Annotated in this window: 24 protein-coding genes and 1 tRNA gene; 8 read left to right on the forward strand and 17 right to left on the reverse strand. The window is 46.8% G+C overall.

The window, feature by feature from the left end; all coding sequences use genetic code 11:
* Positions 1-90: 90 nt before the first annotated feature.
* The 3 genes from ccpA to NLX78_RS07180 form a co-directional block, all read right to left on the reverse strand.
* Complete coding sequence (ccpA, locus tag NLX78_RS07170; RefSeq protein ID WP_061828996.1) at positions 91-1,098, reverse strand: catabolite control protein A; 1,008 nt, start codon at positions 1,096-1,098, stop codon at positions 91-93.
* A gap of 106 nt (positions 1,099-1,204) precedes the next feature.
* Positions 1,205-1,546 carry a bacillithiol system redox-active protein YtxJ gene (ytxJ, locus tag NLX78_RS07175; protein WP_061828995.1) on the reverse strand — a complete coding sequence of 114 codons (342 nt, stop codon included), beginning with the start codon at positions 1,544-1,546 and terminating at the stop codon, positions 1,205-1,207.
* 101 nt (positions 1,547-1,647) lie between these two features.
* On the reverse strand, positions 1,648-2,094 hold the full coding sequence (locus NLX78_RS07180) for a hypothetical protein (RefSeq protein WP_254349995.1): 447 nt from the start codon (positions 2,092-2,094) through the stop codon (positions 1,648-1,650).
* 338 nt (positions 2,095-2,432) lie between these two features.
* Here NLX78_RS07180 and NLX78_RS07185 point away from each other — a divergent pair, with 338 nt between their 5' ends.
* Positions 2,433-2,969, forward strand: coding sequence for a type 1 glutamine amidotransferase domain-containing protein (locus tag NLX78_RS07185; RefSeq protein WP_023989335.1), 537 nt, complete (start codon positions 2,433-2,435; stop codon positions 2,967-2,969).
* A gap of 248 nt (positions 2,970-3,217) precedes the next feature.
* Here NLX78_RS07185 and ptsP read toward each other — a convergent pair whose 3' ends face one another.
* From ptsP to aroA, 4 genes are all read right to left on the reverse strand, one after another.
* Positions 3,218-4,963 carry a phosphoenolpyruvate--protein phosphotransferase gene (gene ptsP, locus NLX78_RS07190; RefSeq protein WP_254329784.1) on the reverse strand — a complete coding sequence of 582 codons (1,746 nt, stop codon included), beginning with the start codon at positions 4,961-4,963 and terminating at the stop codon, positions 3,218-3,220.
* Complete coding sequence (locus NLX78_RS07195; protein ID WP_023989337.1) at positions 4,960-6,843, reverse strand: glucose PTS transporter subunit IIA; 1,884 nt, start codon at positions 6,841-6,843, stop codon at positions 4,960-4,962. Before NLX78_RS07195 ends, ptsP begins: the two co-directional genes overlap by 4 nt.
* 304 nt (positions 6,844-7,147) lie before the next feature.
* Positions 7,148-7,582 (reverse strand): CoA-binding protein, encoded by a 435-nt coding sequence (locus NLX78_RS07200; protein WP_254349996.1) that lies wholly within the window; start codon positions 7,580-7,582, stop codon positions 7,148-7,150.
* 33 nt (positions 7,583-7,615) lie between these two features.
* Positions 7,616-8,908 carry a 3-phosphoshikimate 1-carboxyvinyltransferase gene (gene aroA, locus NLX78_RS07205; RefSeq protein ID WP_061828990.1) on the reverse strand — a complete coding sequence of 431 codons (1,293 nt, stop codon included), beginning with the start codon at positions 8,906-8,908 and terminating at the stop codon, positions 7,616-7,618.
* A gap of 269 nt (positions 8,909-9,177) precedes the next feature.
* Here aroA and NLX78_RS07210 point away from each other — a divergent pair, with 269 nt between their 5' ends.
* Positions 9,178-9,483 (forward strand): rhodanese-like domain-containing protein, encoded by a 306-nt coding sequence (locus NLX78_RS07210; protein WP_010345522.1) that lies wholly within the window; start codon positions 9,178-9,180, stop codon positions 9,481-9,483.
* Positions 9,484-9,730: 247 nt separating this feature from the next.
* On the opposite strand, the gene gndA is transcribed toward NLX78_RS07210, so the two are convergent.
* On the reverse strand, positions 9,731-11,137 hold the full coding sequence (gene gndA, locus NLX78_RS07215) for an NADP-dependent phosphogluconate dehydrogenase (RefSeq protein WP_013310934.1): 1,407 nt from the start codon (positions 11,135-11,137) through the stop codon (positions 9,731-9,733).
* Positions 11,138-11,310: 173 nt separating this feature from the next.
* Positions 11,311-11,910: a hypothetical protein gene (locus NLX78_RS07220; protein ID WP_061828989.1), complete on the reverse strand. Its 600-nt coding sequence runs from the start codon at positions 11,908-11,910 to the stop codon at positions 11,311-11,313.
* A gap of 279 nt (positions 11,911-12,189) precedes the next feature.
* On the opposite strand from NLX78_RS07220, the gene NLX78_RS07225 reads away from it, so the two are divergent.
* Entirely contained in the window at positions 12,190-12,822 is a 633-nt protein-coding gene (locus tag NLX78_RS07225; RefSeq protein ID WP_254349997.1) for a YktB family protein, read from the forward strand.
* 25 nt (positions 12,823-12,847) lie between these two features.
* Here NLX78_RS07225 and NLX78_RS07230 read toward each other — a convergent pair whose 3' ends face one another.
* Positions 12,848-14,131, reverse strand: coding sequence for an MFS transporter (locus NLX78_RS07230; protein WP_254349998.1), 1,284 nt, complete (start codon positions 14,129-14,131; stop codon positions 12,848-12,850).
* A gap of 187 nt (positions 14,132-14,318) precedes the next feature.
* On the opposite strand from NLX78_RS07230, the gene NLX78_RS07235 reads away from it, so the two are divergent.
* On the forward strand, positions 14,319-15,794 hold the full coding sequence (locus NLX78_RS07235) for an aminotransferase class I/II-fold pyridoxal phosphate-dependent enzyme (protein WP_061828985.1): 1,476 nt from the start codon (positions 14,319-14,321) through the stop codon (positions 15,792-15,794).
* A gap of 294 nt (positions 15,795-16,088) precedes the next feature.
* Here the strand turns inward: NLX78_RS07235 and NLX78_RS07240 are convergent, their stop codons facing one another.
* Together NLX78_RS07240 and NLX78_RS07245 are read right to left on the reverse strand one after the other, a co-directional pair.
* Positions 16,089-16,394 carry a DUF1292 domain-containing protein gene (locus NLX78_RS07240; protein ID WP_061828984.1) on the reverse strand — a complete coding sequence of 102 codons (306 nt, stop codon included), beginning with the start codon at positions 16,392-16,394 and terminating at the stop codon, positions 16,089-16,091.
* A 79-nt stretch (positions 16,395-16,473) separates the two neighbouring features.
* Positions 16,474-17,031: a hypothetical protein gene (locus NLX78_RS07245; protein ID WP_013310940.1), complete on the reverse strand. Its 558-nt coding sequence runs from the start codon at positions 17,029-17,031 to the stop codon at positions 16,474-16,476.
* A 200-nt stretch (positions 17,032-17,231) separates the two neighbouring features.
* On the opposite strand from NLX78_RS07245, the gene NLX78_RS07250 reads away from it, so the two are divergent.
* Positions 17,232-17,990 carry an MBL fold metallo-hydrolase gene (locus tag NLX78_RS07250; protein WP_254349999.1) on the forward strand — a complete coding sequence of 253 codons (759 nt, stop codon included), beginning with the start codon at positions 17,232-17,234 and terminating at the stop codon, positions 17,988-17,990.
* Between the two features lie 122 nt (positions 17,991-18,112).
* Here the strand turns inward: NLX78_RS07250 and NLX78_RS07255 are convergent, their stop codons facing one another.
* Together NLX78_RS07255 and NLX78_RS07260 are read right to left on the reverse strand one after the other, a co-directional pair.
* On the reverse strand, positions 18,113-18,349 hold the full coding sequence (locus NLX78_RS07255) for a DUF3892 domain-containing protein (RefSeq protein WP_016822393.1): 237 nt from the start codon (positions 18,347-18,349) through the stop codon (positions 18,113-18,115).
* 87 nt (positions 18,350-18,436) lie between these two features.
* A complete protein-coding gene (locus NLX78_RS07260; RefSeq protein ID WP_069289898.1) occupies positions 18,437-18,880 on the reverse strand; it encodes a GNAT family N-acetyltransferase in 444 nt (147 codons plus the stop codon).
* A 141-nt stretch (positions 18,881-19,021) separates the two neighbouring features.
* On the opposite strand from NLX78_RS07260, the gene NLX78_RS07265 reads away from it, so the two are divergent.
* Positions 19,022-19,093: transfer RNA gene (locus NLX78_RS07265), tRNA-Val, on the forward strand.
* Positions 19,094-19,309: 216 nt separating this feature from the next.
* Here NLX78_RS07265 and nirD read toward each other — a convergent pair.
* Both nirD and nirB read right to left on the reverse strand, forming a co-directional pair.
* Positions 19,310-19,639 (reverse strand): nitrite reductase small subunit NirD, encoded by a 330-nt coding sequence (nirD, locus tag NLX78_RS07270; protein ID WP_061828981.1) that lies wholly within the window; start codon positions 19,637-19,639, stop codon positions 19,310-19,312.
* Positions 19,640-19,651: 12 nt separating this feature from the next.
* The gene (gene nirB / locus NLX78_RS07275; RefSeq protein ID WP_254350000.1) at positions 19,652-22,084 is read right to left on the reverse strand and encodes a nitrite reductase large subunit NirB; all 2,433 of its coding nucleotides are present in this window, start codon (positions 22,082-22,084) and stop codon (positions 19,652-19,654) included.
* A gap of 445 nt (positions 22,085-22,529) precedes the next feature.
* Here nirB and NLX78_RS07280 point away from each other — a divergent pair, with 445 nt between their 5' ends.
* Both NLX78_RS07280 and NLX78_RS07285 read left to right on the forward strand, forming a co-directional pair.
* Positions 22,530-23,132 (forward strand): ANTAR domain-containing response regulator, encoded by a 603-nt coding sequence (locus tag NLX78_RS07280; RefSeq protein WP_061828979.1) that lies wholly within the window; start codon positions 22,530-22,532, stop codon positions 23,130-23,132.
* Between the two features lie 19 nt (positions 23,133-23,151).
* Entirely contained in the window at positions 23,152-24,225 is a 1,074-nt protein-coding gene (locus NLX78_RS07285; protein ID WP_254350001.1) for an anthranilate phosphoribosyltransferase, read from the forward strand.
* A gap of 123 nt (positions 24,226-24,348) precedes the next feature.
* On the opposite strand, the gene nasC is transcribed toward NLX78_RS07285, so the two are convergent.
* Positions 24,349-26,529 (reverse strand): assimilatory nitrate reductase catalytic subunit NasC, encoded by a 2,181-nt coding sequence (gene nasC / locus NLX78_RS07290; protein ID WP_254350002.1) that lies wholly within the window; start codon positions 26,527-26,529, stop codon positions 24,349-24,351.
* Positions 26,530-26,582: the final 53 nt, after the last annotated feature.

Here is a 26,582-nt window from a genome sequence, read left to right on the forward strand (position 1 = left end):
GATGATGATGTCCATAAGAAGCTTTATATCCGCGAAAAAAGCTCCATCAAAGGAGCTTTCAACGAAGGTATATCCTATTCAGCACTGCGTCTAGTCTAAATAATTAACTGACAACCGCAAAATAGTTTCATGCGGCAAAATAACGCGAGGGTTCTCCACGTTTTCCTTTTTCATCAGCTTGGTCAGCAAACGCATCGCTACCGCACCCAAATCGTACATCGGTTGCGCGACGGTTGTCAGCTGAGGACGAACCATAGAGGCCATACGAATATTGTCGACACTGATTACTGAAAAATCATCAGGAACTTTCAATCCCTCATCCTGAATACTGTGGATTGCACCAATTGCCATCTCATCCGTAGCAGCAAAAATCGCACTTGGCTTCTTCTTTAGGCCGAGAAAATATTTCATTGCCTCGACACCGGATTCATAACGGTAGTTCCCGATTCGCACGAGATCCTCCTGATAATCAATTCCGGCTGTTTCCAGTGCTCTCTTGTAACCTTGGAAACGTGCATAGCCGTTTGCAGGGTCTTGAAGCGTACCACTGATCATTGCGATTTGACGGTGTCCATGGCGGATCAACGTGTTTACTGCATCATAAGCAGCGGCTTCATGGTCGATATCGACCGAAGGATAGCTTCCTTTTTCATCACTCGTTGCACATAGAACAATAGGGACCGCAGCTGTATGGAACGCCTGAATATGCTCGTCCGTTACTGTACCACCCATGAACAGAAGACCATCCACTTGCTTTTCAAGCAATGTGTTGATGACACGAATCTCTTTTTCTTTTCGCTTGTCGGCATTACACAAAATAATATTATAGTGATACATATTCGCTATATCTTCAATACCGCGCGCAATTTCTGCAAAAATTGAGTTCGATATATCCGGTATAACCACGCCGACGGTCGTTGTCTTCTTGCTGGCCAGACCTCTAGCGACCGCATTTGGACGATATCCCAATTGTTCAATCGCTTCGTACACTTTCTTGCGGGTCTGAGGTTTCACATTAGGATTATTGTTAACTACGCGGGACACTGTGGCCATTGAGACACCAGCTTCGCGAGCTACATCATAGATCGTTACCGTCACATTCCTTCTCTCCATTGCCAATAAATTTTCAACCGAATCCTAGATCAACTAATTAGAACCATGATACGACAAAATACTACTTTATGCAACGACAGCACACATTTATCTATGTGAGATGATCGTGGAGTGCACGGGCTGTAATATTCGAATGGGATGTATGCCAAACAGCCTCTCCGTCCTTGATTAAAATGGCCTGCGGGGATTCATGCTTCACCTGAAGCCTGTCCGCGGTTTCATTGGACACCGGCCGATCTTCTACTACATAAATGATACCGTATTCAATATTTTCGTTGGGAGCGCCATGCAAATAGGACTCCACTTCCTGATATGCGCCTGCACTTATCGGACAACGTGTGCTATGTTTAAAGAGAAGCAACGGCTTGTCTGATGACGCTTCCAGAGCCGTATTTAATTGTTGAACAGTAGTCATTTTTGTCATCGTCGCCATTGGATATACATTCCTTTCTGTGTCTTGTCGTATGGCCTATTCTCATCGTAACAAAAAGAACATGTAAAATCCAATGGTGACCATGAAAATTTTCATATTTTTTAGTTTTTTGTATTCGTAAATACCGATTTACTGGTAAAACCGGATAATTGAACCAATTTTTTCTCTACATCATTCATCCAATCTTCGTCTCCCAGACTTCTCGCATAGCGATAAAGATCCAATAAGAGATTAATTCGAAGCTCCATCCGCTCCTCCAAAGCAGATTGCCAATCCACATTGGGATTGTCCGCTTCCTCCAGTACAAGCTTGCGAATGATTTCTGCCAGTTCATTGTTGCGAGCAAAAGATATTCTCCGTGCCGTAGGTTTGCTCTCTAGACTTTGTAATAGTGCCTTAATGTCTTTCGTCACATGCTGCAAAACCTCACTGGAAAAGCATGACGAGCATGAGAATACAGGGACGTGCAAAATTTCAACCTTGCCCGCATAGATTACCTTTCGCAGTTCCAGTCCCATCGGTTTGCCACATTGACATTGCTTATGCATTTAACCACCTCATTACGTAGGATCAAACTATACGAGGATCTCGTCAGAATCCAAATATATCTATCTACTAGTCTAATAAATATTTGTTAACTCCATTAAATCTATCATACCTTGTTTTATTTCGACTTTGGGACCTCAAATCCTTCCACAGATTGCAGCTATGAACAAATTACCAAAGCTTTGGCGGGTCGGAAATTGACGACAATTGCTGTTAAAGAGCAGACTACTAACATAAGAATCTGCGAAGGAATGGACTTCGGGCGTTCTTTTTCTTAAGATGTAAAAGTACAGATTACAAAACAGAGGTGTCATCATGTGACGCACGAAAGGATGGTTGGATGTCAAGACTTGCCGGAAAAAAGGTTATCGCCCTAGTGGATGAGGAATTCGAGGATCTGGAGCTGTGGTATCCGATTTACCGTGTTCGTGAAGAAGGCGCAGAAGTGCATTTAGCCGGTGCGGAAAAGGGTAAAAAATATATTGGAAAATATGGCGTACCTGCTGAAGCGGAATATGCCTTTGAGGAACTGAATAGCAGTGATTATGACGGGATTCTCGTCCCTGGCGGTTGGGCACCTGATAAACTGCGCCGCTATCCCAAAGTAATCCAACTCGTACAGGAGTTTCATGCTGCTCATAAGCCGATTGGACAAATCTGCCATGCAGGCTGGGTACTGATCTCTGCTAAAATTTTGGATGGTGTTACGGTAACCTCCACACCAGGTATTCGTGATGATATGGAGAATGCAGGAGCTATTTGGAAGGATGAGGCAGTTGTAACGGATGGACATATTGTATCTGCTCGTCGGCCACCTGATCTTCCACCTTACGGAAAAGCGTTCTGCGATTTGTTAGCAGATAACACCCGGAAATAAGAGAATAAGTCCTGACACTCAGGGCTTGAATAACCCAATCTAATGGAATCAGGATAATTGCTAATTATGAATTTTCCATAATCACAAGAGGTTGTCAACAAGATGAAAAAAAGAACCTTCAAAACCACTTTATTCATTTTTTGAAGGTTCTTTTTCATCTAAACCATGCTACGCCATTATGGTTTGCTACGACAAACCTAACAGTACGGAGTTCGGCTCCTCCTGAAGATGTATACGGACATTACATATTACTGCCGTCCAGGCCCGGCCGGAGTGCAGCTGACATTAGCTGCAGTGAGCTTGTCTTCGATCGCCGCACCAGTGGACATGCCAAAGCAAACCTGAGCGACTGTCTTTGCCTCAGATGCAGTCGTATTCAGCACACGATGCTTGACCCGCAATAATGATTGGGGAGACATGCTGAGTTGATGTATCCCCAGTTCCAGCCAAAGAGGAACGGACCGTTCATCTCCAGCCATCTCACCACATACACTCACATCAATTCCTGCTTGATGTGCCGCTTGTGCAGTCATGCGCAGCATTCGAAGTACAGCTGGATGGTATGGATGGTACATATGTGCAATCTGCTCATTCATACGGTCTACAGCCAGCACATACTGAACCAGATCATTCGTTCCGATACTAAAAAAATCTGTTTCAGCTGCCAATAAATCAGCGATCATCGCCGCAGCCGGTACCTCAATCATAATTCCTCGCTGAATGTTCGGATTATAGGCAAGCCCTCTTGCATCCAAATCCGCCATAGCCTCCTTCAAAAGAGCATCTGCCTGGCGGACCTCCTCCACGGATGAAATCATCGGATACATTACCTTTATATTTCCCATTGCACTGGCTCGCAAAATTGCAGTCAACTGGGTTTTAAACAATTCCTTCCAATCCAGACTGATCCGTATAGCACGGTAACCTAGAAAAGGATTTTCTTCCTCTGGTAGTTGAAGATAGTCCAACGGCTTATCTCCACCGATATCCAATGTACGGATGACTACGGAGTGGTTTCCTGCCTTTTCCGCTATCAGCCGATATACTTCATACTGTTCCTCTTCATCTGGAGCAGATTTGCGATCCATGTATAAAAATTCCGTGCGGAACAGTCCTACACCTTGAGCGCCATGCTTCAAAGCTGCCTCCAGCTCTTTAATGGAACTAATATTTGCCGCCAGCCTCAGGGTGGTTCCATCCTTGGTCACGGCATCTACAGAAGCAAGTACCTGAAGCTGCTCTTTTCTGCGTCGCTGCTCGTCGCGCAAAATTTTATAATGATCAGTTACCGTTTTTTCCGGATTCACATAAACTTTGCCCAGGTCTCCGTCCACAACCATCATGTCTCCCGTTTGAACGGGCAAATTCAGATTGCTCTCCAGTCCTGAAACAAGTGGAATACCAAGTGCACGGGCCATGATCGCAGAATGCGAAGTTTTACCACCATTCATAGTTACAATCCCTAAAACATAGCTAGGATTCAAGTGTGCCGATTGGGAGGGTGAAAGCTCCTTGGCTACCAGAATATAGGGCTGTGTGTCCTTGGGAAGAGTCACCTCCGGTGCACCTAGCAAATGCTTGAGCAACCGGTTCCCCACATCTTTGATATCAATTGCCCGCTCCTTCATATATTCATCGTCCAGTAAATCAAACATTGTCACAAAATGATCAATGGCTTCCTTCACGGCCACCTCGGCCGCCTTGTACTGACGCTCAATAATTCCACGAATTTCATTCATGAATTCCGGATCTTCCAATATCGCAAGATGAGCATCAAAGATGCTGGATTCTTCTGGCCCCACCATCTCTCGAAACTCATCCTTAATAAACTGGATTTCACTTTTGGATGTGCGTATCCCTTCATACAAACGTTCAAATTCCTTTGCAAGATCTACCGCATCCATTTTTTGATCAGGTAAATCCCACTCCCAGCTCGGCAGGACAAATGCCTTCCCGATTGCCACACCTGCTGCGGCGCCGATGCCTTCTATCATGTTTCTACCCCTCCAACATTCCTGTCATGCAGCACAACGGACATTACCGAGGCCTGACCTTTTTTCACTGTTTTAAACGGAGCAAAGCTCCACGACTTGACGCGATCCGGATTCGTGATGACCATAGGAGTCACCAGCGATGGAGCTTGCTCTCGCAGCGCCTGCAAATCAAATTTGATCAGCAATTGCCCCGGTTCCACCGTATCGCCTGCTTCTACCATAGCAGTAAAATTCCCTTTTAGCTGTGAAGTATCAATCCCGATGTGAAGTAGAACTTCAAGTCCTTCTCGTGTGGAGATGCCTAAAGCGTGCATAGTCGGATACAAATGCATCACAGTACCATACACCGGAGAAACAAGTTCACCGCGTTCAGGAACAAAAGCAACACCGTCCCCGACCAGCTTCGTCGCAAAAATTTTGTCAGGCACTTCATGAATCGGTAGCATTTTTCCATGTACAGGAGCGTTGAACAAAATTTGAGGGAGATCACGCTCCATCAGCTTCGCGATTTCCTCACGAATCAGTTCTGAATACGTTCCGAATACAACCTGCAAATTACCCCCACCCAGATTGATAAGTCCGGCCGATCCCAAAGCCTTCATCGCTCCGGTATCAATCAGCCTGTCATTGTGGACGGTCAGCCGCAAACGTGTGATGCAGGCCTCTACCTGCACAATATTTTCCTTCCCGCCAAGTGCTTCCAAAATAAGCGGAGCACTATAAGGAATATTGCCGGCCCAATCCTCCAGAACTGAACCTTCCTCCCGCCCAGGAGTTGGAATACGGAACCGCCGGATAGCCCATCGAAACAGTACATAATACACAAGCCCGTACGCCACCCCCACTGGAATTAACAACCAGGCGTTATGTGAGAGATGAAAATTAAGGACATAATCTATAAAACCCGCCGAATAGGAAAATCCGTGATGAATATCCAGCTCAAAGGTAAGCCACATGGCCAGCCCAGACATAACTGCATGAACGAGGAACAAATAAGGAGCAGCAAACAAAAAGGCAAACTCAATCTGTTCCGACACTCCAGTAAAAAAGCAAACAAGCGCAGCTGTCAAAAATGTTTTTTGCACCTTTGGCTTCAAATCTTCACGCGCTTCCTGAATGATCGCCAGCGCAATGGCAGGGATGGCAAACATCATAATGGGGAACAACCCGGACATGAAATAGCCCGCTGTCGGATCGCCAGCAAAAAACCGGGGTAAATCGCCCTGTACAACGTTGCCAGACGGCGTTTTATATGTACCCAGTTGAAACCAAAAAATATTATTAAGCAGATGGTGAAGACCAAAGGCCGCCAGCAACCGGTATAGAATACCGTAGATAAACAGTCCAAAGCCGCCCAAGCTTGATTCCAGACCTACTATAAATTGCAGCCCTCTCTGTATGAGTGGGGCAATAATTAGCATGAGTCCTGCAAACACAGCCGAGAAGAGACCAATAAGCAGCAGAACAAATCGGGTACCTCCAAAAAATTGAAGCACCTCGGGCAATTTGATGCTTTTGAAGCGATTATAGGCCACCCCTGAAATGACCCCCAAAATGATACCAATGAGCGTCGCCGGTTGAATGAGTCCGTTTCCAAATCTCAATGTGACCTGATCGTATATAGCCATACCAGCCAATGCTGCCAGTCCCGCCTGACCTGCCTGATTCGACATACCCAGGGCAACACCAACCGCAAATAAATATGGCAAAAAATAAAAAATCCCGTGTCCAGCCGCATTTGCCATATCAGACACCATAGGGAATCCCCATGTGGACCAAGGAAGGCTGCCGAGACTTAGCAATATTGCAGCGGCTGGTAGCACCATCGTCGGGAGCATGACAGCACGACCGAGCTGTTGTAAGGATCCGAGCCAATTCATGGCATTCCTCTCCTTTCTATCCCTGATGGTAAGCCGAATAAATACTTTTGTCAAAGCAATGATTCCATCTGCCAAAATATTTATTTACGCTACTACAGGTCAAAAAATTTATCATCACAACAGATAACACTATGAATCCGTTTAGAGCAATTTCATCATCAAGACATACATACATTATATGGATTCCTGAAAGTATAATATACTGTACCATATTCCTCGTTTCGCACCAAAAACCTTCAACCCTGTGAAGCAAGGGAAGAAGGTTTTTATTCATCTGCGTATAGCACAGATCACTGATCCATGTTTATCCTTTACGTACTGCTTGGGTCACTGAGTCCTCCACCTTAATGCAACGATCCATAATAACCGTCATTCCATGCTCCTGCGCAATGTCAGCGGCTTCCTGGCTTATAATTCCCTGTTGAAGCCACAAAATCTTAGCTCCAATAGCAGCTGCTTCACGCGCAACCTCTGCACAGTATTCACTGCGGCGGAATACATTGACCAGCTCCACAGGCTCAGATACTTCAGCAAGGCTGGCATAACAAGTCTCCCCAAGAATCGTTTGCCCTGCCGCCGCAGGGTTAACTGGAATAATACGGTATCCCCGCTTCTGCATGGCATAAGAAACCATGTATGAGGTACGGTCCGATTTATCAGACAAACCAACAACCGCAATATTGCCTACTTGTTCCAAAATGCTTTTAATCTCTTCTCTCGACGGATTTTCAAAAGCCATTCTGTTCCCTCCTATTCGTATCTTCGTTTGTTTTTATTTTACCCATTCTACAGAAGCACCAAGCGTCGTTAGATGGTCAAAATACTGCGGATACGATTTGGCGACATGATGTGCGTCCTTAATCACTAACGGCTTCTGTGCGCGCAAACCAACAATCGTCAAGGCCATAATAACACGGTGATCAAAGTGCGCGTTAATTTCCACGCCACCTTCGACACCCTCCGGTCTGCCATGTACGATAATTTCCGCTTGACGTTCTTCTACCCGAGCACCAGCCTTGGTCAGCTCATTCAAATAATCGGTAATGCGGTCACATTCCTTATACCGTAAATTCTCCACGTTATAAAAACGGGACGTGCCTTCAGCAAATACAGCCGCAGCCACCATTGCAAGCACAGCGTCTGTTGCAGCATCACCGTCAAACTCAACAGCTTTCAATCGGCCATTGCCCTTCACAACGACGGTATCGTTCTCATGTGTCAGTGGCACTTCCATCATACGCAGCACATCTACGATAGCGCGTTCTCCCTGTTTGCTCTGCTCTTTAAGACGATGGATGGTAACATCGGAATTCGTTACTGCAGCCGCCGCCAGCACCGCTGCACTCCCTGGATAGTCTCCCTGTACCGTATACGTACGTGGCTGGTAGGATTGCCGCCCCGGGACACGGAAAGACATGTAATCATCGCTTGCATGAATGATAATACCAGCCTCTTGCAATACCTCCAGAGTCTGCCCAATGACCACCTTAGATTTCAAATCATGCAGCACTTCGATTTCACTGTCTTCCTCCAGTAAAGGCGTAAGGAATAGCAGGGCGCTCAAATATTGTGAGCTAACCGAGCCGGACACCTGAATTTTACCACCCTTCGCCTGACCACCCTGAATACGAATGGGCAACTTACCTTCACGATGATCTACTTTCACGCCCAGTTGCCCCAGTGCATCGATTAAATCATCATGTGGTCTCTTGCCCAATGAGTCGGGATATGTATTAACAAATGTAACATCCGGACATAGAGATGCAATACCCATCAAAAAACGGAGCACCGCTCCTGCGTTTCCCACATTCAATTCCTTCACAGCCTGAGGATGGCTACCAAAGCCTGTAATCACTATTTTTTCATCATCCTCTTCCAATACTGCACCCAAATCGGCGATACAACGACGCATAGCATCACTGTCTTCACTATGGGCTGGATAATAAATGGTACTTTGTCCCTCAGCAAGTGCCGCAGTGAGCAGATAACGAGTAGTGTAGTTTTTGGAGGACAGGGCCCCAATCTCTCCTTGCAAAGAAGGGGTAGGTCTAACGATAACATCCATAATGTACATGCTCCTTTTCAGTTCAAACCATCCTATTTTACGTTAATTATACAAGTTGTAGCATTCATTTCTCCACCCAAAAAATAAGAAATATTAATCTAGGTCACCCGAGTGAATCCCGCCGGTTAATTAATCTATACCTGCCTTTAGGATTAAGCGGATTGACAGCCCGGAGATAGCTTAGCTATCATACATAGAGTGTGTGTGACATTTTGCACACGTCAAAAACATACGTAGCACCCAATATATATCAGAAAAGAGGTCCGGCCATGACGCAAATCGCCCTGATTGAACCTTCTGAGTTGCGCGCACGTCTGCAAGCAGGAGAGCAATTGCAATTAATCGACGTCCGCGAAGCGGAAGAAGTAGCGGAAGGCATGATTGAAGGTGCCAAGCACATTCCGCTCGGACAGCTTCCGGGTCGTCTTGAAGAAATTGAACGCACCGGTGAAATTATCTTTATTTGCCGGAGCGGTTACCGCAGTGAACGAGCCTGCGAATATCTACAGCAGCTAGGTTATGAAGGCTGTACTAACATGACTGGCGGCATGCTGCAATGGTCACAGGAGCAATAGAAACCTACTTAACAAAAGAGACGGGAACCTTCTCGTCTTTTTTGTTTTGACTCAAAGCTTAGACGCGGTAATGCATTAAAATATTTTGTCCCTATCATACCATAGCGCCAAAAGATTACACAATCCTCTACTGCCATCATAATCGTATCCATAATTATAAATTAAAAAACGGAAGCTTCTTCTACCCATAGGGCAAAAAAGCTTCCGTTGTATTACATAATGCTATTCATGCATATCCGTCCGTTCATTAGAACCATTGATGATGGAATACGCCTTCTTTGTCCACACGTTTGAACGTATGGGCACCGAAGTAGTCACGTTGTGCTTGCAGCAGATTTGCTGGCAAACGCTCAGTGCGGTAGCTGTCATAGTATGCAAGCGCGCTGGAGAAGCCAGGCACTGGAATACCTTGGGATACAGCCACGGAAATCACTTGACGCCATGCATCTTGATACGTTTCAACTACATTTTTGAAGTAAGAATCCAGCAACAGGTTTTTCAAGGCAGGATCGCGGTCATATGCATCCTTGATGTTTTGCAGGAATTGCGAGCGGATAATGCAACCGCCGCGGAAGATCATAGCGATTTTTCCGTATTTCAAATCCCAATCATATTCATCGGAAGCTGCACGCATTTGAGCGAAACCTTGAGCATAGGACACGATTTTACTTGCAAACAGTGCTTTACGTACACTTTCGATAAATTCTTTTTTGTCGCCGCTGAAGGACTCAGCATTAGGACCGCTCAGCACTTTACTTGCCGCAATGCGCTCGTCTTTCATAGCAGACAAGAAGCGGGAGAATACGGATTCGGTAATCATGGACAATGGCACACCCAGATCCAGCGCGCTTTGGCTTGTCCATTTACCTGTACCTTTTTGACCAGCAGCATCCAAGATAACGTCTACCATTGGCTTGCCTGTTTCAGCATCGTACTGAGAGAAAATGTCAGCTGTGATTTCGATCAGGTAGCTGTCCAGTTCCCCTTTATTCCATTCCGTGAAGATTTCATGAAGCTCTTCCGCATTCACATTCAGGACTGATTTCAACAAGTGATACGCTTCACCGATCAATTGCATGTCGCCGTACTCGATACCGTTATGCACCATTTTTACATAGTGACCAGCACCGTCAGGACCGATATATGTACAGCAAGGGTCGCCTTCCACTTTAGCAGAGATTGCCGTTAGAATCGGCTCTACCAGTTTATAGGCACTTTCTTGTCCACCCGGCATGATAGCAGGACCATTCAAGGCACCTTCTTCACCACCGGATACGCCTGTACCAATAAAGCGAAGTCCTTTTTCCTCCAGCTCCTTGCTGCGGCGCTGTGTATCAGGGAAGTAGGCATTGCCTCCGTCTATAATAATGTCGCCCTTGTCCAGATGAGGCACAAGCTGTTCAATCGTGGCATCTGTTGCTTTACCAGCTTGAACCATGATCAGGATTTTACGGGGGGATTCCAATGAGTTCACAAATTCTTCAATAGAGAAAGTACCCGTCAGTTTTTTACCTTCTGCTTCTTTGATAAGATCGTGCGTTTTTTCTGGAGAGCGGTTAAAAACCGAGACGGTGAAGCCTCTGCTCTCAATGTTAAGGGCTAAATTCTTACCCATTACCGCCAGGCCGATCACACCAATTTGCTGTTTTGCCATCTGGTTCCTCATCCTTTGCAACATATTTTGTCTTCTATATCGCCGCTTTACCGCATTACACTTTATGTGAATCGGAACACGTGCACTTCTATTTTAACGTTTTTGATGTAAGAAGTGAACCCCTGTCTATTCACAGATCAAAACACCCCATTTACATGAGGTGTTCAGATGTACTACGCTTCCATCATCAGCAGTTGGTGGGATAGCGTTTGCAGGCGTTCATGGCAATTCCCGATTTTAGCCGTATCTCCGTCTGTCATCGCTATGAAGAGCTTCTCCAATTCATCGTCCACTTCCATTTTAAGCAGCAGCAGTCGGGTTTCTCCTTCATTGGAAGCGTACATATCCTCCATTTCCTGTGCGGACAGCACCGGTCCCTTCTGATAAATGACACGCTGCTTAAAGCCTGTAACCTCGACCAGACGAATGACCTCACCAAACAAAATATTTTCTACCAAAATATGATGATCCTTGACTCTTTTGACAATGGCATGACCTCGGGTGCTTCCAATCAGCTTCTCCAACCACTCAGCCAGCTTGGCATCGCGGATTACATAATCTCCAGCCAACTTGTAGTGTCCTGTGCGCAGCTGTTGAAAACGGAGCTTCACCAGCTTACGCCCGGTTCTCACCGACAAAACCAGATACGACTCATCCTCGCTCCAGTACAGCGAATACCCTTCCGATATCAAATCCTTGATCAGATTATGGATATGCCGACGGCTAAACCGGAGCTCTAGATTGCAATATTCTACCTCACAGCCCTTGTTCACGGCATTCCCTCCTTTTTCAAGTCCGATTCAAGAAGTCCGGCTACAGCAAGCCTGCGGCTTTCCCGCTTGATCTTCCCTTGCTCTATTTTATACTTCATTTTATGTAAGGGTACTTGGTTATTTGACCTATTTTTATGAGTAACAGCGAACAATCCTACTTTTGCCTTATATGCTTGTTTCAAACCTAGTCTAAAGTCGGCCAAGCCCGGCGGCATTATGCTATAATTGGACATATTACGCCACACGTTATGGCTTAACCCAGTTACAGGAGGAAAAGGAATGACATTTAGTGGATTTACTGCAAAGGACTTCGATGTTTTTGAAATACCGGGATTGGAGCCTCGTATGGAAGTGCTGATTCAGCAGGTTCGGCCCAAGCTGGAGGCAATTGGCGAGGAATTAGCCCCATTTCTGACGGACTTATGTGGAGAGCCTATGCACGTTCACGTCGCCAAGCATGCACGACGCAAAGTCAATCCCCCCAAAGATACTTGGGTAGCCTGGGCGGCAAATAAGCGCGGGTACAAGGCGCTGCCGCATTTTGAGGTAGGTATGTTCGCTACCCACCTATTCGTTATTTTTGCAATTATTTATGAAAGTCCTAACAAAGCTACATTTGCCCAGGCACTCGAAGCCAATCTGAGCGATGTGCGCTCTAACCTGCCTGATCATTTTTACTGGTCCATGGATCATATGGCTCCGGAAGGCACAGAACAACAACACATGGATAATGAAGATTTTCAAACGATCATCCATAAGCTGCAACAGGTAAAAAAAGCGGAGGTCATGTGTGGAATCCGTATTGACCGAGAAGATCCACTTGCCAGCGACGGGGCTGCATTATTACAGGCAGTGCGTTCTACCTTTGAGCATTTGCTGCCGCTGTACCGAATGTCTTTCTCGAAAGAGTAGCCCTCGCCGCTTTTCAAGGCGCTGTTCAGGCCTTTACAGTCTTCCTACGTGGATTGCGCGCCAGAGCCAGGTGGCAGCCAAACATGAGCAGCATGACGACTCCACTGATGATAAATGGAGCGGTGTGTCCGACACGGTCCCATAGCACTCCTGAAACGAGCGGGCCTATAACCATGCCGGAGCCTTGAAGTGTTAAAAAAAAGCCCCACACCGTTGCTCGCTCGCTTTCCGGAATCAATCGGGCAAGAAAGGTGTTCCATGCAGGCAAAATGAGCGCATATCCCAAACCAATAAGCGCCACGGATACAAACACCAGCGGAATAGATCGAACGATTGAGAAGAAAAACAGCGTAATTCCGGCTAGCAAAAAGCCAACATGTAGAAAATACTCCGTTCCAAGTCTGTCGACCAACTTGCCACAAGGGATCAGTGCCAGCACAGTCACCCCACCGCCTGCAATCAGAAGCACGCTGTACAGGTTTGGTGAAATCCCGAGGTCCGTCCGAGCGTACAGCGTCAGTACGGGGCTGATCAAACCGATAACAAAAGACTGCAAAAATAGCGCCGGGTAAATTAACGGATTGACGTTAAGCTTTGTTTTGAGCACACCGATCGTCTCCTGGATTCCTTTCAGAATTTGCTGTTTCTGCTTTGTGTACCCATCAGACGACACTAGAGCGCTCTGTTCGAGGTCACCTTTATCAGGAGACCTTTTCGGTCCTGGCAGCATAAGAGCAACCAACAACAATACAATACTGCATCCTATCAAAATCATGAACACCATGCCGTAAGAATGCCCATAGTGGGATATGGCAAAGTTCATAACGAGCGGACCCAATCCCGTTCCACCCATAGACGCAATTTCCAGTGTGCCCATCGCCGCGCCATTGCTGTTATTAGGCCCGGACATTTCGGTCGTTCCGGTCATAACACAAGGCCAGAGCGGAGAAGTACCCAGACCGAGCAGCAGACACGCAACGACGAGCCACACGGGCTCTGTCAATACGCTCAGCATAATAATCGCTACAAGCGTAAACAACAGTGCGGTCGACATCGTTCCGCGGTAGCCGAGCCGTTCAGCCATCCAACCCGCCGGTGCCCGAAACGCATTGTCTCCAAAATACTGAAGTGAAAAGGCCAAACCAATAATCCCGGCCGACAAACCAAGCGTTTCTCCCATATATACCGGCAGGATGGATACCAGAAGAGATCCTTTCATAAATTCGACCAGAAATACCAAAACCCACAATTTGCTAAAAAAAGGAGTCCACAGCCGCTGTGGAGCTTTTTTTCGTCCATTTTGCCTCATCTAATTCACTTCCTCCACCTTCGTTTTTTGGCTGTATAGACCGGGTTATCAGCCTACTCCACTCTTTCGCAAATAAATGCGCCCTCAATCGCTTGCATTCCTACTTCAAACTGCTATACTCAATTTTGTTCTATTATCACTTGCACAGGATTGTCGAAATCCTGCACGAAAGGTTGTGACAACACTAATGAATCAAAGCAACACCCCGCTTTTTACTGCTTTGAAAAAGCATGCTCAGAGCAACCCGGTTCAATTTCACATCCCAGGCCATAAAAAGGGAGTGGGAGCTGATTCGGAATTTCGCGAATTTATGGGGGATAATGCCTTTTCCATAGATATGATCAACATCGCTCCATTGGACGATCTGCATCAGCCATCAGGCGTCATCGAAGAAGCTCAAAAGCTTGCAGCAGAGGCCTTCGGAGCTGATTATACGTATTACAGTGTACAGGGGACAAGCGGAGCCATCATCACCATGATTATGTCGATTTGCATACCTGGTGATAAAATTATTGTACCCCGAAACATACACAAATCTATAATGTCTGCCATTATCTTTGCTGGTGCAAAGCCGGTATTTATTTCTCCAGTCAGTGATGAGAATCTCGGTATTCACCACGGGGTTACAACCAAGTCCGTACGCCGGGCATTGGAACGCCACCCTGACGCCAAGGGCGTCCTTGTTATCAACCCGACATATTACGGTGTGTGCGCCGATTTGAAGGAAATTGTAGATCTCGCTCACAGCTATAATGTGCCGGTCCTGGTCGATGAGGCTCATGGAGTACTGATTCATTTTCACTCTGATCTACCGATGTCCGCCATGGAGGCGGGAGCAGACATGTCAGCTACAAGCGTTCACAAGCTGGGTGGTTCCTTGACTCAAAGCTCAATTCTGAATGTAAATACGAAAAACGGATACGTTAACCCACAGCGTGTACAAACGATTTTCAGTATGCTGACAACAACGTCGACTTCGTATATTCTGCTGGCTTCGTTGGACACATCCCGACGTAATCTGGCCCTTAACGGTCATGAAATAGCACAACGCGCTCTGGAATTGGCTGAATATTGTCGTTCAGAGGTCAACAAGATTGAAGGGCTATATTGCTTTGGCAGCGAAATTCTTGGCACGGAAGCTACCTATGATTATGATCCAACCAAAATTACGGTTCATATCCGCCATTTGGGCCTTACCGGATACGATGTGGAGAATTGGCTGAGAGATCACTACAATATCGAGGTTGAGCTTAGCGATATGTACAATATTCTCTGTTTGGTGACCCCTGGTGATACCAAAGAGGAAATTGAAATTTTGTTGAAAGCTCTGCGTGAGCTGGCTTCTCTGCACTATTCCACAGGTCAGGAGCATGAGCTAGTTGTAAAGATACCGGATATCCCTCAGCTCTCCCTCATTCCAAGAGACGCTTTTTATGGAGATACGGAAATCGTGCCTTTCAAGGAATCTGCAGGTCGCATTATTGCAGAATTCATCTATGTGTATCCACCTGGTATTCCGATCTTACTGCCAGGAGAAGTTATTTCGCAGGACAATATTGATTATATTGTTGATCACGTAGAAGTAGGCCTGCCTGTTAAAGGACCTGAGGACCGAACAGTACATCAGGTGAAGGTTATCGTCGAAACTGACGCTATTTCATAATATTGAACTGTCAACACATGCTTAAAAAATATGTTGATAGTCAAGAAAAAAAGCCCCCGTTCGGGGGCTCAGAGTGTCGAGAAAGTCCAGAGGACTTTTCGACAATTCTATTTTTATATGGGGAGACGCATCTTTTAAAACAAAAATCGATTTAAAACGATCTGAGGACCCTAGTTTTTAGACCACTAAGACAGTTTTAAACCCCCTGCAAAAAAACAGGGGGTTTCTCGACAGCCTGAGCCCCCGTTCGGGGGCTTTTTTTCTTGAAGAGCTATACAGCTGCTGCATCCAATTCTATTCGTATTGGGCAACAAGCTCGCTATATGCGGCTTCTACACGTTTCCACTCATCTTCGTCCTCAATATTGTAAAGCACCATTTCTTCGTTTTCTTCTTCCATACGAAGAATAATGCCATCCGCTTCGGGATTGCCTCGCTCAAGCAGAAGAGCATAAATGTGATCTTCTACGTCAAAGGTCTCTACCAGCACCATTTCTACATCTTTACCATTTTCATCAGTTAGCGTAAGAACCATTTCTTCATGTTCGTGGTCATGATCGTGGTTGCAGGCTTCACCGTGTTCATGTTTGTGATCACTCATGGAAATACCTACCTTCAAATTGTTTTATTTTCCCCCGTATCGTAACATGATCAAGGGTGCAGGTCAATTTGTGGTATGCCTAATTTATCGCTGTAATGACTTTTTCGGACACCAGGGTATAGCTGCCATCTTTGCTCTCTTTAATGTAGAAACCAACCCGGTAATTCCCTGCTGTTTTGAAATCATACGTAAAGTCGTTCGTACGGAACCAGAAGTTATCCTTTTGCGCTCCTTTGATATCTTGAGACTGAATATCCTTCACATTGCCCGAAGGGTCGGTGATCGCTACCTTTACTCCGGAGATATCTGTTTTCAAGGTATCAATTTGACTAAATACATTAAATTTCACTTTATTGCCTTTATTCACGTTACCAAACACAGTATCTCCCTTGAACAGGAACATATGCACGTTCGGCTGGTCGAAAACAACTTTTCCACCGGATGGATCAAAATTGACAAGTCCGTTAAAATCACGGATGGGCACATAGGTTTTCCCATCAATGACAACTGCACCATCTTTTGACACTTCTCCATTAATAATCAACTGCACTTGGTCCTTAGCGGATTCCGCCGAAATGGCGGTCCCTCCCATTATTGAAAAGGCCATCATCAGGGCCATCACTCTTCTCCATTTCATAACTACTAATCCCTCCATCATCATCTGTTTAAAACCTTCTGTCGTACATTTATACCTAGCTCAGCGGCACAAGTTGCGCTGTGTTTCACAAATTGTCCAAAGTTTTTACACAAGGAGCCAAATCTTTAGTTCCGGTAGCATAGGTGATAAAATACGACTGTAGAAGTCCTAGTACACAAAGTCTGGAGGATAAATCCATAATGAGCCTAACGATACAAATGCTTGGCACAGGCAGTGCCTTTGCCAAGCATTATTACAACAACAACGCGCTGCTGGACAGCGGAGAAGGCAAACTGCTGATCGATTGCGGTACAACCGCTTCTTTAGCATTACACCAAATGGACGTCTCTTTGCCTGATATTGACGCAATTTTAATCACACATATTCACGCAGATCATGTCGGAGGTTTGGAGGAATTCGGTTTTCAAATGAACATTCTCCATCGTTGCAAGCCTCTACTTTATATTGCCGAACCACTAATCTACCCTTTATGGGAGCATACACTCAAGGGCGGAATGTCACAGCAGGGTATGATTGACAAGCTTGAAGATGTATTCGAGGTAAACGTAATAACGCCTGGTGTACCCACTACATTAGTATCCGGTATTCAGGTGGAGCTAATCCCTACAAGGCATATTCCTGGTAAAAACAGTTATTCCATATTCATTAATGACCGCCTTTTTTATAGTGCAGATATGGTTTTTGACCCTGATTTGCTTCATCATCTGGTGCATGAACGAGGATGTCGGAGTATTCTCCATGAGGTTCAATTACAAGGCGCTGGAGAAGTCCATACGACATTGGACGAGCTGCTAAGCTTGGCGCCATCTCTTCAAGAACGGATTCATCTAATGCACTATAGTGATGATATGGAACAGTTCAGGGAGAAAGCAGGGGTCATGTCCTTTCTGGAGCAGCAACGAGTATATCAACTTACAGAGTTGGAACGTGCAGAGTAGCATGCTAAATACAGCTTGAACAATTAACAAAAAGCCGCCTGGCTTTCCTACAAAGGATAGCCAAGCGGCTTGCTGTTCTTGAATATAATGATGAACTTGCATTCTAATGTTGCGAGTTAAGGTCAGAACAATGGCAGTTGATCCAGGTTATTAGAAGGATCTCCATCGGCATCTCCCCGAATTCGTTTGCTTCCATCCTTGGCCTTGAACACGTTAACGCCTGCAATTGAGCCTGCCTCAATCTCGTTCAGTGCTTGGCTATAATCTAAAATCCGACCGGTAGATGTCTGAAAAGACGCAAGGTCGCCATCCCCGTTTTTACGTACTGCTGTAATTTGCTCCCGTTCTGTATTAGCCATGCTGTATCGCTCCTTATCCATAGTTTAGTGGAGGAACTTTTACTAGCATGCACATTGTACAGATTTGTATGCACCTTACGCTGTCGACTACAACTTTTTGCGCATACGTACATGCGGTATTCCCGCATCGTCAAAAGGTTCATCGGAGATCGTCTCATAACCGAGCTTTTCGTAAAACTTCTCGGCTTGACATTGGGCATCTAGCAGCGAGTATCTTAGCCCCAATTCACGTGCACGTTCCTCCAGTGCTAGCAGTAATACACGTCCATAGCCTGCGGCACGATGCTCCTTGAGAACGGCAATACGTTGCATTTTAGCTGTATCTTCCTCATAGTATGTCAACCGACCAGTGGCCACCATTTCACCATGTTCACAAATTAGCAAATGATGGGCCGTATCTCCCAGCTTGTCATAATGATCAACTTCTAAATCGAGAGGAACTTTTTGCTCTTCGACAAACACTTTGGTACGGATCGATATTGCCTCCTGTAGCTGCTCCTCTGTTGTTACACTTATAATTTCTGCGGCCATCATCTGTTCCCCCTATCATTAATTCCAGATTGCAAACTCACTAAATTCGAATTATATATATAAATGCTCATGAAGTACAGGCTGACTTCTATTTTTCCACTTTACATATATGGTTAATACATGATATTATCTAGTAACCGCAGGACGGTAGCTCAGCGGGAGAGCATTATCTTGACAGGGTAAGGGTCATGGGTTCGATCCCCATCCGTCCTATTCGTCAAAAGCCTTGATACTCAAGGCTTTTTTGTTTGTCTCGAGATAAATCCAGTTATCCTGTGAAAAGAAAATAGGTTATTGACTAAGGTTTAGTCAATAACCTATTTTTCAATCAAAATGATGCCTACTTCTTCAACAAAGCCTTTCACCTTGATCCTTCTATTATATAGAAGAAAAAAAAGCAGAACCTCCAGCACAATACGCATAGAACTCTTAGATTACGATATAAACCTCCCCGCTCTCACTGTCAATCTCCGTGGGGTAAGCAGTCACACATCCAGTATCCGGCTCTTGCACCTGGCCAGTGGAAAGGTCAACTTTCCAGTCATGGAGCGGACAATGGATCGCTGAGCCACATATCATTCCTTCAGATAACCGTCCCCCTTTGTGCGGACAACGATTCTCAAGCGCATGCACGCTGCCATCGCTCAGACGGAATACAGCTATCTCTGTATTATGAATGCGAACTGTCCTTGCTCCACGTCGGTCTATTTCGTTCAGATCAGCTATTCTGATTCTGTTGGTTGTCGTATTAGTCTCCATTTTGTCAGCCCCCTATTCCAGTACTGGCTTAAGTTCCGGCAGTTGCACAAAATTTTTGCGCAGCTCTTCGTTGTGAATAATTTCGTGCCACGGATCAGTCGTCGTGCTTAACGTCTCCTCAATTCTGGTCACCAGTTGTTTCCTCGTCTCTGCATTCGCCAGTGCCTGTTTGATGGATTCAACTCCGACCCGTTCCACCCAATGGGCTGTGCGTTCGTTCCAATTGGCCTGCTCGCGATAATACTGCAGATAGGCACCGGTCCATTCCATCACTTCATCCTCAGTTTTAACGGTACGAAGCAGTTCAGCTGCCCGAACCTTAATACCGCCGTTACCTCCAACGTAGATCCCCCAGCCACCGTCAATAGCAACGACGCCCAAATCCTTGATCGTCGCTTCAGCGCAGTTACGCGGGCAACCAGATACAGCCAGTTTGACTTTGGATGGCGCATTCAGACGTTCAAATGCCTTTTCCAACCGGATACCCATACCCATAGCATCCTGAGTGCCAAAGCGACAAAAGGTGTTACCTACGCACGTCTTAACCGTTCGCAGCGTCTTTCCATAGGCATATCCAGACGGCATATCCAACTCGGCCCAGATCCCCGGCAAATCCTCCTTCTTCACACCAAGCAGGTCAAGACGTTGGCCACCCGTAAATTTCACCAGAGGCACATTGTATTTCTCTGCGACAGCAGCAATTTTCTTCAAGTCGGCAGGTGAAGTAACTCCTCCATAAATGCGGGGCACGACAGAATAGGTGCCATCTTTCTGTATATTGGCATGGTATCGTTCATTCGTGAATCTGGATTCCTTCTCATCCTCATAATCCAGCGGCCATAGCATACCTAGATAATAATTGAGGGCCGGCCGGCATTTGGTACATCCTTCTGGCTCGTTCCAGCCCAGCACATTCATCACTTCTTTGACGCTCTTCAATCCCATCTCCCGAATGCCATCAATGATCGCTTCCCGGTCAAGCGTCGTACAACTACAAATTCCCTCTTTCATCGTTTCTCCGGCTTCTGCGCCTGCGTATAGCTGTAAGAGTCCCTCCACTAATGGCTTGCAGCCGCCACATGATGCCGATGCCTTTGTGCATGCCTTAATCTCCCCGACACTCCGGCAGCCAGCCGCAACCGCCTCTCCAATGTCACCCTTGGATACACCATTACATCCGCATACAATTTCGTCATCAGGCATCTGCTCTAGCATCATGGCGCCACTAGCTTCAGGTTGACCGGGATTAAAGCCAAGTAATAACTCTTTCTCTCGGCCAACCACCGACTCGCCACTTTTGATCAAAGAAAATAGCATGGCTCCGTCAGACGTATCCCCAAACAGAACAGCTCCGATCAGTTTTTCTTCCTTGATCACGATTTTTTTGTAGACGCCGCCAATATCATCCTGATACCGAAGGGAACGTGTTCCCGGTTCATCCTTGTAATCCCCTGCTGAAAACACGTCGACACCCGATACCTTCAACCTTGTCGAGGTAACAGAACCACTGTAGCCGGGAGTCTCCATTCCCGCGAGCCGCTGAGCCAGTACACCACCTTGCTCATATAATGGAGCAACCAGCCCGTAAGTGATTCCCCGGTGTTCTGCGCATTCTCCAACGGCGTAGATTCCGGGGATATTCGTTTCCATGTAATCATTTACGATGATGCCGCGGTTTACAGGGATTCCCGCCGACAGCGCCAGTTCAATATCTGGTTTGATGCCTACCGCCATAACGATCAGATCTGCTTCCAGCTCGCTGCCATCGGCAAATTTCAACCCTTCCACGCGGCGACGCCCCGTAATAGCCGCCGTCCGCTTATTGACCAGAAAAGTCATTCCCTGCTCCTCCAGCTCGCGCCGTAGCATAAGGGAAGCAGCCTCATCCAGCTGCCGATCCATAATATATCCGTTAATATGAATAACGGTGACGTCCATCCCCAAGTTAAGCAGCCCCCTAGCTGCCTCTAGCCCAAGCAATCCGCCGCCGATGACGGCTGCTTTTTTGTGCGTCTTTGCGGTCTCCATCATCGTTTCACAGTCACGAATATCCCGGAAACCGATAACACCTTCCTTATCGGCTCCTGGAAGCGGTAGAATAAAGGCTTTAGAACCCGTTGCCAACAACAACAAATCATAAGAGATGCATACGCCGGAGCGCGACGTCACCTGCTGCTTTTCCGTATCGATAGCTGTGACAGGATCATCGGTATACAATCGAATATTGTTGTCTTCGTACCAACTCCAGTCGTTGATGACAATATCCTGCAAACCAGCCCCTCCCGCCAGAACGGAGGACAGCATGATCCGGTTATAGTTTGGATGGGGCTCGGCCCCGAATACCGTAATTTCATAGCTACCTGGTGCAAGCTTCAGCAAATGTTCGAGAGTGCGTATTCCCGCCATTCCGTTGCCGATCAACACTAACTTTTGGATATCGTTCATCAGGTCACTCCCCTTCCATTTGTATCCTTAAAACATAAAAAGCCTGCTTCACATATGAGGATTCAAAATATCCCTCACATGAGAAAACAGGCTCCATTGCCGTTTCATCGAATACGCCGTTGTATCCATCAGAGTATGGAATTAAAAAGTACTGTAGCTAATATATAATGGTTCAAATGATATGTCAACATTCCTTACGCAATATCTTATAAAAAATTATATTTTATCACCATGTAACATATCTATGACGTATAAAATATCACTCTCCTACAAAATTAGGATTGATTTTCAGACCAAAACACGCCAAAATGGTTTAAAAGTCCGTTTTAATTTGATGATGGTGAAAAAAATAAGCAAACGGATAAAATTTCATGTCATATTTGTTATCAATGAATACCATCCCCATCCCTAACTACCCTTCATGTTACAGAGAGGAGGAGCCCGCTTGCGTTCCTTGTTGGTAATTCACTTACATTCTGACCATGTATCTGAGCAGACACACGCCGTTTCCTCATGGCAGGCAGGACCTGAGTACCTTTTAGAGTCCAACGGATACCTAACTCTGCCCTGCCGCAATGAATCCGAAATCAAACAGCTAATCCTTAATGCAGATGCGGCGGTACTAAACATACCTGTCGGCACTATCAGCATATGGAGTGACAGGCTGGAGCAAGCCAAAGCGGTCCCATTGCTCTGGTGGTGCAGCGCAGAATCAGCGCTATCATCGACAGAGGCTTGTGAAGCTGATGTCACTGTCGATGGCATTCTAACCCCTTCAATGGCAGCCCATGAACTGAATTGGGCTCTTCATTTTAGTGCCAAACGCTTTTTTGAACGCCAGCATTGGCAAAGTGAACGCAAGCAACTGACCGCTCGGCTGGAAGAACGCAAATGGATTGATATGGCCAAAGGAATACTGGGGGAAGTAAACGGCATCCCGGAAGCGGAAGCATACGATGTGCTACGCAAAAAAGCAATGAACGAACGCAAACGTATCGTTGATGTGGCCATCTCCATCGTCAAAGCACAGCAAATGCTAAAAGCATAAATCTGAAAGGGGCCTGAACATGAATATCATTGAAATATTAAAAGAAGTGGGTCGCGGCAAAAGAGGCGCCCGAGATCTGAATTATGCCGAAGCCGAAGCTGCTGCCGAACTTATTATGACCCAGTCGGCAACCCCTGCTCAAATCGGAGCTTTCTTTGCCGCGGAGCGCATTAAAATGGAGAGCGTTGCCGAGCTGGAAGCATTCGTAAACGTCTGCCGTAAATATACCCATCGCTTCCCGATGCAGGAAGGTATTGATTTTGCCGGTCCGTACGATGGCAGGAAGTCATCGTTTATCGCCACCTTCGCAACAGCCTTCGTACTCGCCTCATGCGGAATACCTGTAACGATGCATGGCAGCGCACCCCTCCCTCCCAAATGGGGGGTTACGCTACCGCTTTTACTGCAGGAAATGGGGGTTACGTCCGGGAACATGACACGCGAAACCGCCATTCATGCCGCGAAGCTGGCTGGTGTACTATTCATAGCCTCCGAACAGTGGTGCGCGCCCCTGCGAGATCTGCGGTTCATTCGCGAAGAGCTGGGGCTTCGCACGGTGCTGAATACTGCCGAGAAACTGGTTGATTACGGTTCTTCCCCCTATATTGTATTCGGCGTTTTCCACAATACTGTGTTCGAGAAGACGGCGAAACTCATGCAAAATCTCAATTACCGCAGGGCTCTGATCGTCCAGGGGAGCGAAGGATCGGAGGACCTGTTCATCGATCGGCCGACCCGGACTTACCTGCTTGCTAACGGCGAGGTGTCACTACAGGTTATTGATCCAGAAATGTACGGGCTGGATTCGGTGGTACCAGAGCATAACTGGACCCCCGCTGAACAACTGCGCATTACGGAGGAAGTGCTACAAGGTACAGCTTCTATAGCCTTTTCGAATCAAGTGTTACTCAACAGTGCGGTCCGACTGTTCGTTGCAGGACGAGTCGATTCCATAGAGGAAGGTTTGTATACCTGCAAACCGCTGCTAGAAAACGGGGACGCCTGGAATTTGTATAAACAATGGCGGGAAGCTATGCTCAGAACAGAAATAAAAACGGGAGCAGACATATCCGAAACCCGATTGCAATTATAATATCGGCCTCACGCAGTCTGTGATTGCAGGCCATTAACTGTCCAATCCAAAAAGGCCAGCCCTCATTCATACAATGAGGGCTGGTCTTTTATGCAATGAAAAAGTCACTTACTCCGTCCTACTCTAGAACTCAGACCATTCCCCATTATCTGCACTTGTTGCAACTGCAGCCAGATGAAGGGGACGAATACGTACAGCTGCCGTTTTGAAGCCAGGCATCCGGCAGAACGGATCAAGATCGGGTCGGGTCGCCCGATTTACATTTTGTATCCCGCCCCAATGCATGGGTACGAAGAGCGTGTCTTCGCGGATATGTGGTTTGATTCGGCTGCGGACAGTGAAGTTGCCGCGCTGTGATGCTATTTCTACCCACTCCCCGTCCCTGATATGCCAGCGTCGCGCTGTCCGCGGATGAATTTCCACATAATTTTCAATCTCTCGCGCGGCCAGCGACGGACTTCTGCGCGTTTGTGCACCGGTCAAATAATGAGCCAGTACACGGCCGTTCGTCAAAATAAGCGGGTACTCCTCTGATATCTCCTCTCCTGCTCCACAGCTTTCAACCACCGTAAAAACAGCCTTTTGATCGGAATGGGCAAAGGTTTCCCGAAACATCATATCCATACCGGCTCTGTCCGTAGACGGGCATGGCCAATATACTCCTTCTTCACGACGTAGCCTGTCATATGTGATCCCATAATAATCGGCAGGACCGCCCCGGCTGGCGAGCCGCAGTTCTTCAAAGATATGCTCAGCATCCCTGTAAGAGAAATAGCTGCCCTTGTTTAGCTTTGCAGCCAACTGACACAAAATGTTCCAGTCATCTCTAGCCTCGCCCGGTGCAGGCCTCGCCGCTTCCCGCAGCAGAACGCGGCCCTCCAGATTGGTCATCGTCCCCGTATTCTCCAAATAAGACGTCACAGGTAAAACAACGTCGGCCATCCGTGCGGTTTCAGTGAGAAACATATCCGCCACAACCAGCAGATTCAGCTTTTTGAGGGCTTCCTCCACCAGCCGGACATTCGGGTTAGATACAACAGGATTAGAGCCCATCACGAACAGAGCTTGGATTTCTCGCTGATGAACAAGCTCCATCATTTCATATGCGGACACCCCTTTTCCCGGCAAACTGCTTGGTTCAACTCCCCACACGGACGCCACATAGAATCGATCTTCTTCATTCTCAATCGATCTGTAGCCAGGAAGCTGGTCAGCCTTTTGGCCGTGCTCTCTCCCCCCTTGCCCGTTTCCTTGTCCTGTGATAGCCCCATAACCGCATCCTTCCCTTCCTATCTTGCCAGTGGCCAGCACCAGATTAAGAAATGCACGCACCGCCATATGTCCATCTGTCTGCTGTTCGACACCTCTGGCCGTAAAAACGATGCCAGTCTCCACACTGCCAAAGGCACGTGCTGCCTGCCGGATCATTTCTACCTCAATTCCGCACAACGCAGCCGATTCGCTCAGATCCACACCCTTCAAATGAGTCAACAGCTGGTCATAGGCGTTGGTCCGCTTGCGGATAAACTCTTCATTCGCAAATCCTTCATCCACGATGACCTTTAGCATGGCATTGGCCAGCACAGCATCCGTACCCGGCTTGATTTGCAGGTGCAAATCGGCGGCCGCCGCCGTTGGTGTCGCGCGCGGGTCAATCACGATGATAAACGCGCCGTTTTCCTTCGCCTCGTGAAAATAAGGCATTAACGTCGGCTGGCATTCAGCGATATTTGTACCTGTGAGTACAATACAACGAGCTAATGGAATATCAGCCAATCTGCAGGTCAGTCCGCGATCAACGCCAAACACTTTACTACCAGCGGATGCCGCTGCCGACATGCAGAAGCGCCCGTTATAATCGATATATCGCGTACCTACAGCCACTCTTGCAAATTTACCGAGTAAATAGGCCGTTTCATTGGAGAGTGAACCTCCACCGTAAATTCCGATTGCATCGGCACCCTGTGTGGACAGTAGCGTAGAGAAACTGCTAGCTATAGTATCCAATGCCTCCTCCCACTTGACGGGAACAAGTTTGCCCTCTTTGCGTATGAGAGGCTGTACCAGCCTTTCCGCATGAGTCGCATGCTGATGCGCATTCATTCCCTTGATGCACAGCCTACCTTGCGAGGCTGCATTAGGCTTCCCTTCCGCCTTATACACTGTACGGATGATACCCGCGAGTGTCTCTGTACCCGTGCTAACGGTCATCTTACATTGCACGCTGCAAAACGGGCACTGCGTATCCATTACTGACGATACATGTAGCCCAGCTTCCGGTTTGCTTTCTCCTGACTGACACATCAAAGTCACCTCCCCTTCGCCATTTTTCGTAATTTTATTGTCTGCACACGCTA

The organism is Paenibacillus sp. Lou8.1, from assembly GCF_024213565.1.
GTDB lineage: Bacteria > Bacillota > Bacilli > Paenibacillales > Paenibacillaceae > Paenibacillus > Paenibacillus polymyxa_B.

Bases quoted from the DNA above. Each gene is read 5' to 3' on its own strand.
- NLX78_RS07225 (WP_254349997.1), top strand. From the start codon at position 12,190: ATGACATTTAGTGGATTTACTGCAAAGGACTTCGATGTTTTTGAAATA.
- NLX78_RS07260 (WP_069289898.1), bottom strand. From the start codon at position 18,880: ATGGCCGCAGAAATTATAAGTGTAACAACAGAGGAGCAGCTACAGGAG.
- aroA (WP_061828990.1), bottom strand. From the start codon at position 8,908: ATGGATGTTATCGTTAGACCTACCCCTTCTTTGCAAGGAGAGATTGGG.
- NLX78_RS07245 (WP_013310940.1), bottom strand. From the start codon at position 17,031: ATGAAATGGAGAAGAGTGATGGCCCTGATGATGGCCTTTTCAATAATG.
- ytxJ (WP_061828995.1), bottom strand. From the start codon at position 1,546: ATGGCGACGATGACAAAAATGACTACTGTTCAACAATTAAATACGGCT.
- NLX78_RS07240 (WP_061828984.1), bottom strand. From the start codon at position 16,394: ATGAGTGATCACAAACATGAACACGGTGAAGCCTGCAACCACGATCAT.
- NLX78_RS07195 (WP_023989337.1), bottom strand. From the start codon at position 6,843: ATGAATTGGCTCGGATCCTTACAACAGCTCGGTCGTGCTGTCATGCTC.
- NLX78_RS07230 (WP_254349998.1), bottom strand. From the start codon at position 14,131: ATGAGGCAAAATGGACGAAAAAAAGCTCCACAGCGGCTGTGGACTCCT.
- nirD (WP_061828981.1), bottom strand. From the start codon at position 19,639: ATGGAGACTAATACGACAACCAACAGAATCAGAATAGCTGATCTGAAC.
- ptsP (WP_254329784.1), bottom strand. From the start codon at position 4,963: ATGATAGAAGGCATCGGCGCCGCAGCAGGTGTGGCAATCGGGAAGGCA.
- NLX78_RS07210 (WP_010345522.1), top strand. From the start codon at position 9,178: ATGACGCAAATCGCCCTGATTGAACCTTCTGAGTTGCGCGCACGTCTG.
- gndA (WP_013310934.1), bottom strand. From the start codon at position 11,137: ATGGCAAAACAGCAAATTGGTGTGATCGGCCTGGCGGTAATGGGTAAG.
- NLX78_RS07250 (WP_254349999.1), top strand. From the start codon at position 17,232: ATGAGCCTAACGATACAAATGCTTGGCACAGGCAGTGCCTTTGCCAAG.
- NLX78_RS07235 (WP_061828985.1), top strand. From the start codon at position 14,319: ATGAATCAAAGCAACACCCCGCTTTTTACTGCTTTGAAAAAGCATGCT.
- nirB (WP_254350000.1), bottom strand. From the start codon at position 22,084: ATGAACGATATCCAAAAGTTAGTGTTGATCGGCAACGGAATGGCGGGA.
- NLX78_RS07180 (WP_254349995.1), bottom strand. From the start codon at position 2,094: ATGCATAAGCAATGTCAATGTGGCAAACCGATGGGACTGGAACTGCGA.
- NLX78_RS07200 (WP_254349996.1), bottom strand. From the start codon at position 7,582: ATGGCTTTTGAAAATCCGTCGAGAGAAGAGATTAAAAGCATTTTGGAA.
- NLX78_RS07255 (WP_016822393.1), bottom strand. From the start codon at position 18,349: ATGGCTAATACAGAACGGGAGCAAATTACAGCAGTACGTAAAAACGGG.
- NLX78_RS07185 (WP_023989335.1), top strand. From the start codon at position 2,433: ATGTCAAGACTTGCCGGAAAAAAGGTTATCGCCCTAGTGGATGAGGAA.
- nasC (WP_254350002.1), bottom strand. From the start codon at position 26,529: ATGTGTCAGTCAGGAGAAAGCAAACCGGAAGCTGGGCTACATGTATCG.
- NLX78_RS07285 (WP_254350001.1), top strand. From the start codon at position 23,152: ATGAATATCATTGAAATATTAAAAGAAGTGGGTCGCGGCAAAAGAGGC.